17 protein-coding genes are annotated in these 17,373 nt (G+C 65.5%); 12 read left to right on the top strand and 5 right to left on the bottom strand.

Annotation, left to right across the window (positions count from 1 at the left end):
- From GX414_05205 to GX414_05235, 7 genes are all read left to right on the top strand, one after another.
- A partial coding sequence (locus GX414_05205) for a DUF362 domain-containing protein (protein ID NLI46486.1) occupies positions 1–809 on the top strand: 809 nt, incomplete at its 5' end.
- Between the two features lie 31 nt (positions 810–840).
- Positions 841–1,752, top strand: coding sequence for a hypothetical protein (locus tag GX414_05210; GenBank protein NLI46487.1), 912 nt, complete (start codon positions 841–843; stop codon positions 1,750–1,752).
- Positions 1,753–1,801: 49 nt separating this feature from the next.
- Complete coding sequence (locus GX414_05215) at positions 1,802–2,290, top strand: hypothetical protein (protein ID NLI46488.1); 489 nt, start codon at positions 1,802–1,804, stop codon at positions 2,288–2,290.
- A 138-nt stretch (positions 2,291–2,428) separates the two neighbouring features.
- Entirely contained in the window at positions 2,429–3,148 is a 720-nt protein-coding gene (locus GX414_05220; GenBank protein NLI46489.1) for a hypothetical protein, read from the top strand.
- 285 nt (positions 3,149–3,433) lie between these two features.
- Positions 3,434–4,327 carry a PDZ domain-containing protein gene (locus GX414_05225; GenBank protein NLI46490.1) on the top strand — a complete coding sequence of 298 codons (894 nt, stop codon included), beginning with the start codon at positions 3,434–3,436 and terminating at the stop codon, positions 4,325–4,327.
- Positions 4,328–4,489: 162 nt separating this feature from the next.
- The gene (locus tag GX414_05230) at positions 4,490–4,648 is read left to right on the top strand and encodes a hypothetical protein (GenBank protein ID NLI46491.1); all 159 of its coding nucleotides are present in this window, start codon (positions 4,490–4,492) and stop codon (positions 4,646–4,648) included.
- 242 nt (positions 4,649–4,890) lie between these two features.
- Positions 4,891–5,136: a hypothetical protein gene (locus tag GX414_05235; GenBank protein ID NLI46492.1), complete on the top strand. Its 246-nt coding sequence runs from the start codon at positions 4,891–4,893 to the stop codon at positions 5,134–5,136.
- 306 nt (positions 5,137–5,442) lie between these two features.
- Here GX414_05235 and GX414_05240 read toward each other — a convergent pair whose 3' ends face one another.
- A complete protein-coding gene (locus GX414_05240) occupies positions 5,443–5,679 on the bottom strand; it encodes a zinc ribbon domain-containing protein (protein ID NLI46493.1) in 237 nt (78 codons plus the stop codon).
- Positions 5,680–5,896: 217 nt separating this feature from the next.
- Between GX414_05240 and GX414_05245 the strand changes: the two genes are divergently transcribed.
- Positions 5,897–6,412, top strand: a complete 516-nt coding sequence (locus tag GX414_05245) for a BLUF domain-containing protein (protein NLI46494.1) — start codon at positions 5,897–5,899, stop codon at positions 6,410–6,412.
- 36 nt (positions 6,413–6,448) lie between these two features.
- Here the strand turns inward: GX414_05245 and GX414_05250 are convergent, their stop codons facing one another.
- Both GX414_05250 and GX414_05255 read right to left on the bottom strand, forming a co-directional pair.
- On the bottom strand, positions 6,449–7,678 hold the full coding sequence (locus GX414_05250; GenBank protein ID NLI46495.1) for a carboxypeptidase regulatory-like domain-containing protein: 1,230 nt from the start codon (positions 7,676–7,678) through the stop codon (positions 6,449–6,451).
- Positions 7,647–8,870, bottom strand: a complete 1,224-nt coding sequence (locus tag GX414_05255; protein NLI46496.1) for a hypothetical protein — start codon at positions 8,868–8,870, stop codon at positions 7,647–7,649. The genes GX414_05250 and GX414_05255 overlap by 32 nt, the downstream gene beginning before the upstream one ends.
- A 154-nt stretch (positions 8,871–9,024) precedes the next feature.
- On the opposite strand from GX414_05255, the gene GX414_05260 reads away from it, so the two are divergent.
- Entirely contained in the window at positions 9,025–9,684 is a 660-nt protein-coding gene (locus GX414_05260; GenBank protein NLI46497.1) for a hypothetical protein, read from the top strand.
- Positions 9,685–9,997: 313 nt separating this feature from the next.
- On the opposite strand, the gene GX414_05265 is transcribed toward GX414_05260, so the two are convergent.
- Both GX414_05265 and GX414_05270 read right to left on the bottom strand, forming a co-directional pair.
- A complete protein-coding gene (locus GX414_05265) occupies positions 9,998–11,161 on the bottom strand; it encodes a radical SAM protein (GenBank protein NLI46498.1) in 1,164 nt (387 codons plus the stop codon).
- Between the two features lie 32 nt (positions 11,162–11,193).
- Positions 11,194–12,201 carry a hypothetical protein gene (locus GX414_05270; GenBank protein NLI46499.1) on the bottom strand — a complete coding sequence of 336 codons (1,008 nt, stop codon included), beginning with the start codon at positions 12,199–12,201 and terminating at the stop codon, positions 11,194–11,196.
- 230 nt (positions 12,202–12,431) lie between these two features.
- Here GX414_05270 and GX414_05275 point away from each other — a divergent pair, with 230 nt between their 5' ends.
- From GX414_05275 to GX414_05285, 3 genes are all read left to right on the top strand, one after another.
- Entirely contained in the window at positions 12,432–13,184 is a 753-nt protein-coding gene (locus GX414_05275; GenBank protein NLI46500.1) for a PAS domain-containing protein, read from the top strand.
- 751 nt (positions 13,185–13,935) lie between these two features.
- Positions 13,936–15,438, top strand: coding sequence for a hypothetical protein (locus GX414_05280; protein NLI46501.1), 1,503 nt, complete (start codon positions 13,936–13,938; stop codon positions 15,436–15,438).
- A gap of 441 nt (positions 15,439–15,879) precedes the next feature.
- A complete protein-coding gene (locus GX414_05285; GenBank protein ID NLI46502.1) occupies positions 15,880–17,271 on the top strand; it encodes a cysteine--tRNA ligase in 1,392 nt (463 codons plus the stop codon).
- Positions 17,272–17,373: the final 102 nt, after the last annotated feature.

Consider the following 17,373-nt stretch of genomic DNA (forward strand, 5'->3'; position numbering starts at 1 on the left):
ACCCGCTGATCAATGTCCGCCACGAGGTGGTGGACGCCGTGATCGGATGGCTCACCGCCAACGGCCTGCCGCGGGAGCGGATCATCATCTGGGACCGCTTCGACCTCATGTTGGCGGAGGCCCGGTACACCCCCGAACGCTTCCCCGGTGTCGGCATCGTGGGCCTGCAGACCATGGATGAGGAAGGCACCAAGTGGCGTGACGCGGCGGGTCACCACGTCAGCGAGGCCAATTTCGATCCCAAGGCGTTTTACTTCGCCAAGGGGATCGAGGGGAAGGCGGTGCGCGGCTACAAGGACGACGAGTTCTATCTCAACCAGCACGTCTTCGCCGGCGAGTACAGCTATTTCGGTCGCCTGCTCACCGAGAAGCTCACCAAGATCATCAACATCGCCGTGTTCAAGAACACCGGCAACGGCGTCTCAATGGTCACCAAGAACATCGGCTACGGCGCCGTCTGCAACACCGGCCGTCTGCATGCGCCGCTGTTCTTCCGCGTGAACACCGAGGTGTGCGCCGCGCCGTGGGTACGGGACAAGATGGTGCTCTCCATCATCGACGGCATCCGCGGCCAGTACGACGACGGGCCCATGATGAACGCCAAGTTCGTCTATCCGTGGCACTCGCTCTACTTTGCCACCGACCCCTTCGCCCTGGACATGATCGGTCACCGGCACATGGTGGAGAAGCGCAAGGCGGCCGGCGTGGCGGTCAACGAGCATCCCCGGTACACCGAGTATCTGCACTACGGCGAAAAGCTGGGCCTGGGCGTGGCCGATCCGGCCAGGATCCAGTACGTGAAGCTCTGAGCCGCGGCGATTCCCGCGGGAGGTGGAACCCATGCGCACCCGCCCCGGGCGAACGGCCGGCCTCAGCCGGTCCGCCGGCGCCCTGATCGTGACCCTCTGGCTGGCGGCGGCGATCGCCGGCGCCGCCGGCGATCCCGGACTGATCCCCCCGGACGGCGCGGCGCCGGGCTGGACCCGCGCCGGGACCCAGAAGGTGTACGGTCCCGGCGAGTTGTACAACTACATCGACGGCGGCGCCGAGCTGTTTCTGGAGTTCGGGTTCGAGGCCTTGACCCTGCAGCATTTCCACAAGGGTGGGGCGGAGCTGGCCGTGGAGGTGTACCGGATGTCCGACCCGGCCGCGGGCGTCGGGATCTACTTGGCCAAGTGCGGACGGGAGCAGCGCGATCCCGGCATCCCGGCCCGGCACACCGTGGACACTTATCAGCTCATGCTCCAACGGAACCGCTACCTCGTGATTGTCAATAACCTGACCGGCGGCAGCGACCTGCGGCCGGTGCTGGCCGCGTTCGGACAGGCGATCGCCCGGCTGCTCCCCAGGGACGCCGCAGTGCCCCTGCTGAAGGCGCTGCCGGCCGAGGGGCAGCTTCCCGACACGCTGCGCCTGGTGCGGGGCCCGTACGGCATGAGCCCCATCTTCACCTTCGGCGACGGCAACATCCTGAGCCTGGGCCGGACGGCCACCGCCGCGGAGGCGCGGTACGACGACGGCGCCGGCGGCGACTTCACCCGGATGCGCATCGACTATCCGTCGGAAGCGGCCGCGCGGGAGTCATTCCGCAAGCTGGTCGCCCAGCTCGACCCGTACCTGAAGGTGCTGAAGGGGTCGGGCACGGCGCTGGTGTTCGCCGACTACTCGGGTAAGTTCGGCGTCGTGTCACGTCAGGGCGCCCGCTTCGACATCCGGGTGCGGTTGAAGCAGGCCCCGGCGCTGCCGCGGTGACGGGCCATACCGGACCGTCGCGGCTGTAGCCGGGTACAGGAGGTCCGCAATGAACAGATCCCGTGTCCGGGAGGCGGCGCTGGCCGCGCTGGTGCTGATTGTGTCGGTCGGTGCGGCCGGCCAGAGTGTGGCCGACGTGGCCCGTAAAAGCAAGGCTTCGAAGGATAAGAAGGCGACGGTGGTCATCACCAACGACCACCTCAAGTCGGTCAAGAAGGAACCCGCGGCCGCACCCGTCTACGACGGCACCACCATGACGCCCGCCGCCGCTGAACCGGAGCGGACGGCCAACGAGGAATTCTACTACAAGAAGTTCAAGGGGTACCTGGCCCAGATCGACGAGATGGAAACCCGCATCCTGGAGTGGAACAAACAGGGCCTCCTCGCATCCAACTCTTACATGCAGCGCCTGCAGGATGCTAAAGACGATTTCGTGCACTTCAAGGAACTGGCCCGCAAGGCCGGCATCCCGCCGGGGGTGCTGCGGACCGCCGAGAAGGACTTCGCGCGGGAGAAAGCCGAGCGATCGTCCAAGTAGCGTCATCTTTTCTCGCGGGCCGGGCATCTTAACTGCGGCCGCCTCGTCCGGATCCTTGACAAACCGGCTGCGGCGGTTAGAATGAGCGGGCGGAGGAGGCCCCGTCCCCCTGTTCGAAACCAAGTCCCTGGAGGCATCATGAATATGCGCGTTCGTCTGCTGATCAGTCTGGCCGCCGTGCTGATGCTGGCGGCGTGGGCGGCGCCCACCGATCCGTCGGATGTCAAGTCCGACGTGCCTGCCCTGTTCGCGTTTCACGACGTGATCTACCCGCTGTGGCACACCGCCTGGCCCAACAAGGATCTGGCCCTGATGAAGGAGTTGTCGCCCCAGATCCGGGCGCACCTGGCCGAGCTGGAGAAAGCCAAGCTGCCCGGCATTCTGCGCGACAAGCAGGTTAAGTGGGACGCCGGCGTCCAGGCCATGGCCGCCGCGGTTGCCAAGTACGAGCAAGCCGTTGCCGGCGGAGAGCTCCAGCCCTGCCTGGATGCCGCCGAGGAGCTGCACGCCCGCTACGAGGGGCTGGTGCGAATGGTCCGGCCGGTGATGAAGGAGCTGGATGCCTACCACCAGGTGCTGTACCAGGTGTACCACTACCAGTGGCCGGCCAAGGACCTGGCGGCGCTGCGCGCCTCGGGCACCGAACTTGCCAAGGCATGCGAGGTGCTCCAGACCGCGGTCGTCCCCAAACGGTTTGAGGCCAAGACCGAGGCGCTGAAGGAGGCGTTTGCGGCGCTCGGCGCCGCCACCGCCGAGTTGAACCGGGCGCTGGCCGGCGAGGACTGGAAGGTCATCGACACCGCCCTGGAGACCACGCACACCCGGTACCAGGACGTGGAGAAGGTGTTCGAAAACTAACCGCCCGTCCGCACCGGATCAGAACCGATCAGAGTCCCGCCGATCCGGCGGGACTTTTTCATTTATGGAATGGCTCTGTGCCGGCCTGCCGCCCCGCCCGGCCGTGGTTGTCGACCTGTAGCCGGGGGTTGAAAATCGGGGTGGGCAGGATTTACAATTCGGTTATCTACAGTTCCGGACCTGCTCATTTGAGAATCGACGGCGGTTGCAACAGGAGGCGCCATGAACGCAACAGGGGTTGTTCGAAGCGGGAGTCGGAACCGACTTCGCCGGCGGAGCGGCACGATGCTGCTCCTCGGACTGATCGCCGGGTGCTGTCTCGCCGGTCTCGTGGTGGACGCTTCGCCGGCGCTGGCCCAGCAGGAGCTCACCATCATCCAGGGCAAAAAAAAGGTCTGGCCGGCGCCGAGCGACCAGCAGTGGTTTTGGCACGAGCCGAATGCCCAGTTGCCGCCGGACCAGGTCGTGGCCCTCTTCAAGCGTTCCCATCCGGCCTGCCTGACTCCCGAAAATTACAACGCGGTGCTGCTGGCCAACACCGTCGAGGTGAAGCTTGACCGCAAGAAGCCCAAGAAGGACGAACTCCGTTTCCACACGATTTGGTACCAGAAAAACGGCGACGGGGAGGGGAAGACCACTTACAAGCTCAAGCTGGAACCCATCACCCGACTGGAACTGTGGTACGTCCCGGACGTCGATGAAATGCTGCCGCGAAACCGCACGCTCCACTGGTGCGTCAAGGTGTACGCCGGCTCGGTCTATGTGTTCTGCTTCGATGCCGAAAGCGCGGCGCGGGACTTCATGGACGCCATGGCTTCCGTTCTGGCGGCCACCGGCCGGAAGCTGACGATACCCAGCTACGGGTTGTACGTGACCAACCTCACGGCGGAACAGGCGGAGGATCTCGGGCAGACCAGAGTGGAGTACATCCTGGTAACGAGCGTGGCCATCGACGGGCCAGCCGACAAGGCCGGGATCCGGGCGCTGGATATCATCCAGCAGATCAACGGGATCCCCATGCGCAACATGTCACAATTCGAGGCGCTCAACAACCCCCCCGGTTCGAAATTTCCCGTGGTCCTTCTGCGGCGCGCCGAAATACCCGGCCAGGACCCGAAGCAGTACACCTGGGAACAGAAAACGCTGGAGCTCGTCGCCCACACAGCTGGAGGCGAGTAAACCCGCCGCAAGCACCGCGTCGCCAACCGACGGGTCTCGCCGGACGCGCCAGCGGTTGGCGCAGCGGAATGCCATGCTTTCCTTTTAACACTCACGCGTCGTTGTGCTAAAGTGTGACCGAGCCATCGGTGGCTGTATCAAATGCGAAAGCCGGAGGTGCAGGTGGCACGCAACAACTACAAGCATGAAAAACGCCAGAAGGATCTGGCCCGGCAGAAAAAACAGGAAGAGAAGCGCAAGCGCCGTCTCGAAAAGAAAAAACAGGACGACGGGGACCAACCGGAAACAGCACCTCAAGAAGGAGCGGGCGAACACGCATAACCGACCGGTCAACACTCCCGAAGCGACCGCGTCCGGCCGGCGGGGGGTGTCCGGGGCAAGACGGAGGCATCGTGATCCGAAGCACACTGCCGCTCCTGGTGGCGGGGTTTTTGATCGGAAGTGCCATCGCGGCTGAACCGCCGGAGCGGAAACACCACTGCACCGGGATGAATGAATAGCCGGACCGGATCATCCTGGAACCGGAGGACGTCCCGGACCCGGAGCTATTGGAGCGCTCGCCTTTGGAGCGCCCGTCCGGTTGCGAGGGGGAACTGAGCGCGGTCACGCCCGTCTACGAAATCCTTATCGATGAACAGGGCGAAGTGGAGTGCGCCGTCATGCTCAACCTGAAAGAGATGGACGATGTGCCGCCCTGCGTGCTCAAGGCCCTCACCCAGGCCGTTTCGCGCTACCGGTTTTCCAAGCCGAAGGATGACCAGGGGCGTCCGGCGGCCTGCTATTTTTACCTGACCATTGATAAGCTGTGAGACGGTAAATGGGAAGGCTGGGACCTGAAGACTGAAACCTGGGATCCGGAAGCCGGGACTTGGGCATGAGGGGAAATCCAGAACCCAGAACTTAGAACCCAGAACCAAGAATCCAGAACCAAGAATCCAGAACCGAGGGCCCGGGTCCGAAGTCCGGTGTCCGATGTCCGAAATCCCGCATGGCGGGAACGAGCTTCGAGTCTCGAGCCTAGAATACGATCACGAATTACGATTACAATTACGAATTACGAGCACGAGCATGGAGTGAACAAGCCCCGAGCCTCGAGCCCCGAACCCCGAGTTGAATCAATGCGGGCAGCAGCGGGAGCCGCAGGGGAGGTCGCGGCCGGCTGTGTCCATGCGGCCGCACTTCTCGGCGCAGGGCGGGCCGGCGTGGGTGAGCACGGCGGCTGCCGAAAAGATCTTCTCCGTGTCCGTCCCGCCACAGGACCGGCAGGCGACGGCGCCGCCGGCGTCCGGGGTCCTGACCAGCACTTCGGTGACCACCCCGCAGCGGTGACACTGGTATTCATAAATGGGCACGGCTGCCTCCTGGTGTTCGGAATCGGGCCGGCCGGCGACGGCGGGGGTGCAGGGCAATGTCCGTCGCCCGGCGGACCGGAGGCGTATGATAGCGCGAACCGCCGTCCGATGCAACGCCCCGCTGGAACATCAATCCGCTTGCGACCGGCGCCCCGCGACCGCATCCAAGGCAGAAGCGGCGGGCGATCCCGCCAGCTCCGCCCGAGGAGGAGAGAGGATGAAACGGATCAAATACATCAGCCGGTTCGCCGCCCCCATGACCGCCCGCGACATCGAGCGGATCGCCGCCCAGGCGGCTGGCAAAAACCGGAAGCTCGGCATTACCGGGCTGCTCATGGCCACCGGCGGCGTCTTCTTTCAGGTCATCGAGGGGCCCGACGGCGCGGTGGACGAATTGTACTCTTGTATCCTGCGCGACAACCGTCACCGGGACGTGCTCACCCTGCGCGTGGAGGAGGGCAATCTGACGCGGCTGTTCCCGGGCTGGGAGATGAAGAAGGTCGATCTCGACACTGCGACCGATCTCCGCCTGGAGCCGCTGAAGGCCATCATCCAGGCGATCATGCGCCACGGGGAGATCGTCAGCGGACTGACCGCCGTCCTGGAGCGGGCGGCGTGGCAGGAGCTGACCCTCGAGCCGGCGCCGGACGTCAGCCCGGCGAAACTCCCGTCGCCGCGCCGGAAAGCGCCCGCGCGGAAGGGGACGCAAAAAAAGCCCGCCGCACGGAGTTAGCGCGCGGCGAGCGGCGGTCGTTTCGTCAAACGCGGATCAGTCGCGGCGGTAGTCGGCCTGCACCGCGGATTGGACGATGATTAAGTCTGTGCCCGTCTGCAGGTCGCGGACGTGCAGGTCCAGCATGTAAATGTAGTACAGCCGGTGGGCGGCCGCGTCCAGCCAGACCGGGCGCAGCGCGGTATCGGCGAGCTTCCGCTCGGATTCCGCCGCCGCGGGCCGCAACCAGACTTCCTGGGCGGTGCCGTCCAAGGCATGCCGGCCGTACAGGATGGTACCGTCGGCGAACGCCAGCGGGTAGCGATAAGCGGACTGGTCGGCCGCCGCCCAGCGCGGTTCCAGTCCGGAACCGTCCGGATGCATTCGGGCGATGCGCGGCCGGGAGGCATACCGCCGCTCATCCAGCGGGATCTGGTCATCCACCGTGAAATAGATCCAGTCCGCCGGTCCCCACGCCACCGACAGGAGCCAGCCTCGCGCGTTGCCCAGCGAGAAGGCCGGGTGCGGGCTGGGGTTGGGCCGGGCCGCCGCGTCCAGCACGTAGAGGGATTTCTCGCCGGCGGCCGCCAGGCTGGTGCCGTCGGCGCTCCGCGCAATGTGCCGGATACCGTGGCCGCGGAGCACCGCCTCCGTCCGGCCCGTAGCCGGCTCGTGGCGGAAAACGCCCAGGTATTTGCGGTCGGCCGGTTTGTGGAAGGTGCCGTCCACGCCGTAGTAGACCGCTTGGCCGCCGGGTGCCCAGGTCGGCGCCCAGGCGTTGAAGCCCCGCAGGTTCAGCCGGAGCGGCCGGTCCTGGTTGCCGAAGGCGTCGGTCAGGGTGAGCGTGCCCGCCGGTTTGGCGTCCGCGGGCAAGACCTTGCCTTCGGGGGAGAGATACAGCCCCCGGTTCAACGCCAGCCGCGCCGCCGGTGCGGGGCCTCCGGCGGGCAGAATGGCGTCCAGCCGGACCACCTGGCCCGGATCGCGGATCACCACAAGCTTGCGCGCCACCGCCCGCCCAGACGCCGTGAAGGTCAGCATGCGCACGCCTGCCGGCAGCCGCAACTGGTAGGCGCCATCGGCGCCGGTGACGGCGCGCTGCTTGTCCCAGACGACGGTGACGCTGGCCAGCGGCTGCCAGGCGTCCCCATCCACGACGCGTCCGGTGACCGTGGCCGTGGGGCGTGGCGCGGCAGTCGCCACGCCCAGGGCCAGCACCAGCAGCAGGACGGCGGCACCGCGGGCCGGCCGGCTCTTACCAGCCGCTGAAGAAGTCGCCCACCGCATCCGCCACCCCGCCAAAGAAGTCGCCCACGCCCTCGACAATGCCGCTGCCGATGTCCAGGAAACCCTCGCCGATGCCGCTGAAGAATCCGCCGACGTCGCCGCTGAACAGGTCCTCGAAGCCCTGGCCCCAGGAGTCGAACGCCTCGCCGAAGCCGCCCACCACGTCGCTGAATCCTGCGCCGACGCCGTCGATGATGTCGCCGAAGGGCTGGACCAGGTTTTCCACCACCGGGATGCCTTCCACGCTGTCGCTCAGCCACTGGCCCGCCAGGGAGACGGCGCCTCCGACCGCGCCGCCCACCGTCTGGACGATGCCGCCGGGAAAGCCGATGAAGCCGTGGAGCCAGCTGCCGACGCTGTCGGGGTCGTACAGGCGGTTTAAATTGTTGGTCAGATTGGCGAAGCCCTCGGAGAAGCAGGTGGTGCCCTCGATACCGTCGAACCGGCTGGACGGAAGATCGGTGCCGGCCGGGCCGTACACGTTGAAGTAGTTCTCGAATCCGCCGATGGGGGCGCTCCACTTCTGCTTGAATTCCGACAGCAGCATGGTTTCCTCATTGCCGGTCGCCGGGTCATGGTAGATGACGGTCTCTTCGCCGGTGGTCGCGTCCTTGCCGTAGCCGGTGACGGCGATGTAATGCAGTTTGGTGGGATCGGAGGAACCGTCCGCGGAGATCAGCGCCTGGCACGGCAGGCCGCGGTCAATGTACCCCTTCAACTCCTCCCAGGTGCCGTTGTTGTATCCTTCCGCAGCCAGGCCCATGTCCTGGGCATACTCCAGCAGGTCGCGGGGCGAGGTGAACACGTCCATGCGCCGGATGGCCTTGTCGATGTCGCCCTGGGTGATGCTCTGGCCGGTGAGGTAGCTCAGGATCATGGCCAGGCTGGTGGTGCCGCAGCCGTTGGTGCTGCCCTGGTCGTAGTTGGGCATCTGATCCTCGTTGGGGATGCTGTGGGTGTCGCCGTGAATGACCGCCGTCAGCATCATCTGCAATTGCTCCACCGAGCCATGAGCCACCTGCTGGTTTCCGCTGACCGCATCCAGCACGTTGCCGGCCACCTGCTGTGCGCCGACGATGCCGTCGGTGAACTGATGCGGGGCAGCCTGCTGGACATCCTGCTTCGTATCGATGGTCTGCTGAGATTCCGGAAGCTCAATCGGTCCTTTTCCGCCGACACCACCTACGGACATAGGCACCTCCCATGGCATGAATGATGTGCTGTATATTTATCGACAGCACGGCAGAGAAATTTCGCATTTTTTTGTTAATTTTTTCAGGCAAATCGACGTGGTGCTTGCGGCGGGCAGCTGGTCCGGCGGACGTCTCATCTGGCATAATACATCCATGAGCGATCTGGGGTGGGAACTGGTCATTGTGGCCGTCTGGCTGGCGGGGATGCGGCTGACCCACGACCTGCTGAGCGGGGCCGTGCGGCGGGGCTGGCTGTCGGCCTTCGCCGCCCGAAAGACGTTCCACGTGGCGCTGGGTATGTGGGTGATCCCGCTGGTTCACGCCTTGACGCGGGCCTGGCTGTTCCTGTCGGTCCTCACCCTGATCCTGGCCGGCAACGCGGACGCCAACTGGCGACGCCACCGGGCGGCCATCCGGCTGTCGCGCGGCGTTTACTACCTGGCCGTGGCGGTTCTGCCGCTGCTGGCGCTGGCATGGAGCTGGCCGGCCGGCCGCCGAGCTGAGCTGGTGCTGGCTGTGCTGGCCATGAGCGCCGGGGACGCCGCCGCCGCGACCGCGGGCCGGAAGCTGGGCGGTCCGCGCCTGCCGTGGACGGGCAAATCGCTGGCCGGAGCCGCCGTTAATGCCTTGACCATCATGGGGATCGTGACGATCGGCGGCCACTTCGGCTACGGGTTCGCCCTGCCGGCACTGCTGCCCGCCGCTGGCGCCGCGGCCGCCGCCGGTGCGGCCGCTGAGGTGACGCTTCCCGGCTGGCTGGACAACCCGGCCATGCTGGTCACGGTGCTGCTCGTGCTGGTGGCGATGCTGTAGGGGAATGGACATCGGATTTCGGCCATCGGACTTCGTGCTCGCCATCGTGATCGTAATCGTAATCGTAATCGAGGCTCGGGACTCGGGGCTGGAGACTCGTGCCCGTAACGCGGATATCGGACTTCGGATCTGGGACCTAGGTTCTGGGGCCTGGTTTCCGGATCCCGGATTCAGTCCCAAGTCCCATGTCCCAGGGACGCGAACGAGGCTCGGGTCCAGAAGCTCGAGTCCCGAACCCAAAACATCGAGTCACGATCATGATCACAAGTACGATTTCGATTACGAATTACGATTTTGAATACGAAAGAGGTTCTTACCCCCGGTTTCGCAGCACCGTGTAGAACGCCACCGAGCGTAGCAGGCGGCTGGCGCGGCAGGCGGCGGCGGGGAGCGACGGCCGGGCCGGACGCGGGTACGAGCCGGCGGGCAGCGTGGCGGGTGGCGTGCCCTGAGCGCTCACGGCGGGGCAGTCGGTGTCCTGGTTTGCGACCACTCCGGTGCGTCCGTGGGTGACGGCGGGGCAGCCCCCGCGGCACCCCGCCCACGCGGGGCAGGCGGCGCAGGCGGCTGCGGGTGACCGCCGGCGGATGGCCTCGAGCGCCGGGTGAGTGCGCCAGAGCCCCACCAGGTCGTCGCGGTCCAGGCTGCCCAGCGGCTGGCGCAGGCGACAATAGTACACGTCGCCGGTGGCGCCGTTGACCTCCACGAGCTCGGTCCGCTCGCAGCGGCACAGCGCGGTGTCCAGTCCCCACAGCCCCCGGGTCAGATCCGGGTGGCGGGCGACGAGGCGGTGGGCCAGCGGGTCGAACAGGAGCAGCGGCCGGCGGTAGCCGATTTCCCGGGCGTGCGCCAGGATCCGGCGGTAGGCGTCCCAGTAATCCGCCGCGCCGGCCAGATCGTAGCGCGCGGCCTCTCCGGCGTGCACCGGCCGGGCGAACTTGGCGCCGGCCACCCCGAGCGTCCGGGTCAGGTCCAGGAGCCGGGGCGCCTCCTCCAGGTTCGCCTCCGGCAGCAGGACGAGGCTGAGGATCACGAACAGTCCCGCGTCCCGCAGCGCTTCGATGCCGGCCCGCGTCGGCGCCCAGGAGCCCGGGCCGCGCACCTGCTCGAACGTCGCCGGCTCCGCTCCGTCCACGCTGACCTGCACCATCCGCAGGCCGGCCTGCCGGAGCGACCGGGCCCGCGCTGCGTCGAGCGCCATGGCGTTGGTGGCCAGGCGCACGCGGAAGCCCCGCCGCCGGGCCAGGCGGATCACCGCCTTGAGGTCGTCGCGCAGGGTGGGTTCGCCGCCGCTCAGGGTCAGGATGCGCCGGCCCCGCTCGCCGTGGGCGCGCGCGAACCGGCGGAACTCCGAAAGAATCTGCGCCACGCGGTCGAGACCGGGATCGGCATGGACACCGGCCGCGTCCCAGTAGCAGTGAGCGCAGCGGGCGTTGCAGCGCTCGGTGAGCGTGAGGTGGAAGCGGTGTCCCGGCATGTCCGTCGGCTCCCGGCGGGCGGCCCGCCCGGTCAGGCCAGGTGGAACATCTGCTTGCGGATCTTGCCGTCGATCCGCTCAACCAGCCGCCAGCAGCTGTTGTCGTTCAGCGGCACCCAGCGGCGCTCCTCGGTGCGGTAGAACCAGTCCTTGTCCGTCTGGAAGTAGAGCTGGACGTCGCGCGTCTCGATGATGTTCAGGATCTCGTTGTTGTGACTGCGGATCTCGCTGAAGTCGGTGACGGCGCGCTGCCCCATCTCGGCGTAGATCAGGTTCAGGTCGATGAGCAGGTCGTGCACCGCCGGCTCGAGCTCGCGCACCGCCAGACCCAGCCGGCGCGCCTCGCTCGAGAGGATGGGGTACGAGTGCGACGGGTAGCGGGTGTTCAGGGTGTGGGCGATCCGCTCGGCCGTGGCCTCGTCCTGGATATGGTACGACAGGATCTCCTTGCAGAGCATGATGGAGAGCGAGTCGGCCCGGTCCACCGCGCCGATGACCAGCGGGTGGACGTGGGCGAAGAGCGCCTGGTACGGGTTGGACTGCTCCACCTGTTTCTCCCGGTCCCAAAGTCCGATGACGCGCTTGAGCTCGTCCAGACTGACGCTCACCCGCTCGTTGTCGCGGTCCACCGGGGACAGCGGGTGCGTCAGCGACGTGTCGATGGCCGTGAGGTGGGCCATCGGGCCCATGTGCAGCTCGTTGGCGCCCAGCGCGATCATGGTGGCCGCCGAGGCGCACTCCAGCGGAATCAGCGCGACGATCTCCCGAGCGTACTGGCGCAGCAGGTGGACGATCCGGAGCGCGGCCTGACCGTCGCCCCCTTCGGACTTGATGAAGAGGTAGAGGCGCTTCACCCGCCCGATCCGCTCCAGCATCTGGTGGACGGCGACGACGTCGTTGTCGCAGACCGAGCCGCTGGGGCTGTTCCAGTAGGTGATGAGCACGCCGTCCAGAAGGCCGGCCAGGCGTTGGATGATCTCCTGGGTCTGGCTGAACAGGACCGGCGGCTGCTTGATCTTGACGGGGGCATCATCGGCCATGGCGATCTCCTTGTGCGGCGGGGTGTCGGTGGGTATTGTACCCGAGGGGGCGGCGCATGTCACGCCGCGGGCGCCGCCGGGGACCTGCCGCTGAAAAAAAGTCTTGCCACGGCTCCACCGGCGGCAGTATACATGGTCTTTCATCAATATGACGATTCTGTGACCGGCATGTCAACTTTTCGCGATCCGGCGCCGTGAGGGCTGAATCAGCGCGGGAGGAGATGCAGCGGATGCAGACCCATTTGGACACACGGGTGCGGGTGGCCGCGGAGATCGACCGGTTGATGGCGCGGGTGAATCAGCTTGAAACCGTGGTCGCGGCGCTCGGCACCGACACGACTGTCGGCGGTATCGATCCCGACCTGTTGGAAGAAGCGCTCCACGCGCAGGAGCGTCTGGCCATGGCCGTGGAGAGCGCGGGGCTGGCCTGGTGGGACCACGACTTCACCACCGGCCGGGTGGTGCGCAGCGACAACTGGGCGCGGATGCTGGGGTATTCACCCGGCGACATCGACGATCATGCCGCTGCGTGGAAGGAGCTGATCCACCCTGACGACCGGTCAGCTGTAGAAGAGGCGGCACGCCGCCACGAGAGCGGCGAGATTCCCGTGTTTGAGGTGGAACACCGGCTGCGCACCCGCGACGGCAGCTGGCGCTGGATCCTCAACTGGGGGCGCATCGTCGCCCGCGGCGCCGACGGCCGGCCGTTGCGGGCCCTGGGCGCCCAGCTGGACATCACCCGCCGCAAAACGGCCGAGATGGAAAAGGCTGAGCTCATCGGCAAGCTGGAGAAGGCGTTGGCCGAGATCCGCACCCTCCGGGGGATCATTCCCATCTGCGCCAGTTGCAAAAAAATCCGCGACTCCAGCGGCGCCTGGAACCAGTTGGAGCAGTACATTCGCGAACACTCCGAAGCCGAGTTCAGCCACGGCATTTGCCCCGACTGCGCCGCCAAGCTCTACCCGCAGCTGGCGGGGAAGTAGGGAAAGGAGATAGGAGAGTAGGAGAGTAGGAGAGTAGGAGAGTAGGGGAGTAGGCGGCGGCGTGATCGTGAGACGTCCTAGGTATTTGTACTCGTCATCGCAATCGTCATCGCACTCTGCATCGTCATCGTAATTGCAACCTTCACCGTCGTCTTCACCGAGTCTCAATGCTCGTTCTCGCAACGCAGACAATGGCTAGCGACCATCGGAAATCGGACATCGGAAATCGGGAATCGGGAATCGGGAATCGGGAATTAGACCTTGGTCCTAAGTTCTGGACCCTGAATCACAGAACCCGGATTCTCATGCCCTTTCACCCAATCACCTCTCTAAAAAATTGCAATACATTGATATGAAACATGACACCTAATCAAACAATTTTGTTACTGGTGAGGCTGACGGCACCTGCGGGGCCGTAAGCGCTATTCACCTGTTCACCTATCGCCCATCTATCTCCCATTTACTCTATCCTATTTCATATCTCCTCACCGTTTACTGTTTACCATTCCCCGTTCACTCCCACAATCGTGCCGCCGGTGCCACGGCTGGTGAAAAGTTGCGCGACGCCCTTGAACAACACGTCGATGGTCTTGATGCGCTCGTGGTGCGTGTGATAGCGTTTGCGGTTGGGTTGCGGTTAGAATCGGCTGACAGTCAAGCGATTGATCCTCGGATTCATCGGTTTGGCCGCGGAGTGCGCCGGTTGGCCGATTGCCGTGTCAGCCCAGTGTTTTAGTCAAGGATGATCCATATGGCGATTTCTCGACCGCCGCATTGGTTCCGGTTGTTTCGGCGGGGTAGCGGGCAGGCGCGCGGCCGGCCGATCGAGCTGGAGCCAACTCCGGGCCGCGTGCGGGCGTTGCGCCTGGCCAGCCTGGGCGTGTGGACGGCGCTCGGCGGCCTGTTTTACATCGTTTTCCGGCCGGGCATATTCATCACCGACACGTACGGGCAATTTCAGGAAGCGCTGATGTTCGGCTTTTCCAACTGGCACCCGCCGGTGATGGCCTTCTGGTGGCACTTTCTGCTACCGGTCGCAGGCGCGGGCGCCATGCTGCTGTTCCACGGCCTGCTGTATTGGGGGGGCTTCGCGCTGCTCGCGGACTGGGCGATCCGGGTGACCCGCCGGTTCCCGGTCGCGCTGGTCATCGTCGCGCTGCTGCCCACGTCGTTTCTCTACGCCCCGTACGTCTGGAAGGACGTGGGTTTGGCCGCGTCGATCCTGGTGCTGGCGGGGGCCTATCTCCACTTGCGCAGCTTCCGGTCCGCCCGCTGGCTGTGGGCGCTGGTGATCCCCGTGGCCTACTACGCGGTCAATCTGCGCCACTTTGCGCTCCTCGCCCTGTTCCCGCTGCTGGGCCTGCTGGCGGGTCTGCTCATCCGGCGGGCGCGGACATCGTTTCTCGGCTGGGTGGGAGCGGTCGGGCTGGGCCTGATCGCGGGCGCCGGCCTGAACCTGGCGGGACGGGCTTTCGACCGGTACGTGCTGCGCTCGGCCCCGAACACCGCCTCCCACGTCCAGTACTTCGATCTTGTCGGCACCCTGAGCCGGGCCCGAGCCATGGACGAGTTCCCCCGAGAGTTCCTGACCGCGCAGGGCACGCCGGAGAAACTGGCGGCGGCGTATGCGTCCGATCCCTTCAACGCGGACATCTTCTCCGCCTGGGGCTGTGCGGCGGAGTGGATCCAGACAAATGTGGGCGGCCGGATCGATGGCCCGTGGCTCCACGCCATCATGTCGCACCCGCGGGGCTACTTGAGCCACCGGCTGGCGTTCGCCGGCAAGCTGCTCACCCAGACGGACTGGTACGAGTACCCCTGGGCCCACCAGTACGCGGAAAGCCGGCAGTTCATCGACTTCATCCGGGACAATCATTTTGCCGTTCGGTATGCCGACCGGAACGACGCCGACCGAGCGGCCCGCGAGACCTACCGCGCCACGATCTTTCGGTCCAACGCCGTGTCCCGCCTCATGCCCCGGTACATCTACGGATGCACATGGCTCTACCTCCCGCTCCTGATGCTGGCTGTCGCGGCGCTCGTAACCGCCGTCTGTCTCTGGAAGCGGTGGTACGGCCTGCCGCCGGCCCTCGCCCTGTCGGTGATCGCCTATGTGGCGTTCCTGTGCTTCGCCGCGCCGATGACATTCGAGCTCCGCTACCTTCATCCCTGCTCCCTGGCCACCGGGGTCAACCTGTGGTTGCTGGGCATGCGCTGGCGTTACCGACTGGATGAAGTGAACAGTGAACGGTGAACGGTGGGGAGTGAAGAAAAAGCAGATAAGTGAATGGGTGGATCGGCGAATGGATCAAAGGAACCGGGTTCTGTGATTCCGGTCCCAAAACCAAGATCCCAAAACTCAGGCCCCAGAACCCAGGCCCCAAAACCCAGGTCCGATTTCTGGGAGAGTTGATGGCGGATTGTTGGGAACGAACCCTGAACCGCGACCCCCGAACCGCTTATTCCAAAATCCGATGTCCGATGTCCAATGTCCGAAGTCCGCGTTACGGGAACGAGCCTCGAGTCTCAAGCCTCTAGCTTCGATCACAATTTCGATCACGATTACGATTACGAATGACGAGCACGAGAGTTCCTATCTCCTCACTCCTGACTGTTCACTGTTCACCGTTCACTCCCGGAGCGCCGGCGCCAATTCTGGTATAATGGGCGGCAATTTCGGACCGGGAGGAGCGCCGTGCTCAAGTTCCACAACACCCTGACCGGACGGCTGGACGAGTTCCAGCCCCTCGACCCGCCGCGGGTGAAGATGTACTGCTGCGGCCCCACGGTCTACAACTACGCCCACATCGGCAACTTCCGCACCTTCGTGTTCGAGGACATCCTCAACCGCTACCTGCGCTGGCGCGGCTACGACGTACGCTACGTCATGAACGTAACCGACATCGACGACAAAACCATCCGTGACAGCGCTGCCGCCGGGATGTCACTGAACGCGTACACCGAAAAATACACCGCCGCCTTTTTCGAGGATCTGGCGGCGCTGCGGGTGCTCCGGCCCGACGTGGTCTGCAAGGCCACGGAGCACATCCCCGAGATGGTGGCGTTGGTGGAGGCGCTGGCGGCCAAGGGGTACACCTACGCCAGCGACGGCTCGATCTACTTCAAGATCGGCAGCTTCGACGACTACGGCAAGCTGTCCAAGAAGGACTTCGGCGGCATTCAGTCGGGCGCCCGCGTGGACAGCGACGAGTACGACAAGGAAAACGCCCGCGACTTCGTCCTCTGGAAAGGGCGGAAAGAGGGCGAACCGTACTGGGAGACCCCCTTCGGCCCCGGCCGGCCCGGCTGGCACCTGGAGTGCTCGGCCATGAGCATGAAGTACCTGGGCGAGAGCTTCGACCTGCACTGCGGCGGCGCCGACCTGGTGTTCCCGCACCATGAGAACGAGATCGCCCAGAGCGAGGGCGCCACGGGGCGTCCCTTCGTCAAGTACTGGCTCCACAGCGAGTACCTCATCGTCAACGGCGAGAAGATGTCGAAGTCGAAGGGGAACTACTTCACCCTGCGCGATTTGCTGGCCAAGGGGTACAACCCGGCGGCCATCCGCTACCTGCTCCTGTCGGTGCACTACCGGAAGCAACTCAACTTCACCGAGGAGGGGCTGCGTTACGCCCAGGCGTCGCTGGACCGGATCCACGACTTCGTGGACACGCTCCGGCGCAAGAAGCTGCCCGCCGGCGAATCGGCCGAGGTGGCTGCGCGCTGCACCGCCTTCCGCGACGCCTTTCAGACCGGGCTGGACGACGATCTGAACACCTCGGCCGCCCTGGCCGCCCTGTTCGACTTCATCCGCGACATCAACCGGACGCTGGTTGAGGGCCGACTGGCCGCGGGCGACCGCGACCGGGCGCTCGCCGCCGTGGCCGACGCCGACCGGGTGCTGGACGTGCTCCCCGGCGCAGCGACCGGCGGCGCCGATGCCGAGGTCGAGGCGCTCATCGCCGTGCGCGCCGCGGCGCGCGCCCGCAGGGACTGGGCGGCCGCCGACGCCGCCCGCGACAAACTCAAGGCGCTCGGCATCGTCATCAAGGACACGCCCGAGGGGACGGTCTGGCGCCGGGAATGAGCGCGGCGGCCATTTTCACCGCAGAGACGCAGCGAACACAGAGAAAACAGAACGTTTACAGGCTTCATTTTTCATTCGTCATTGATCATTTTTCATTTCAAT

The organism is Acidobacteriota bacterium (assembly GCA_012517875.1).
GTDB lineage: Bacteria > Acidobacteriota > JAAYUB01 > JAAYUB01 > JAAYUB01 > JAAYUB01.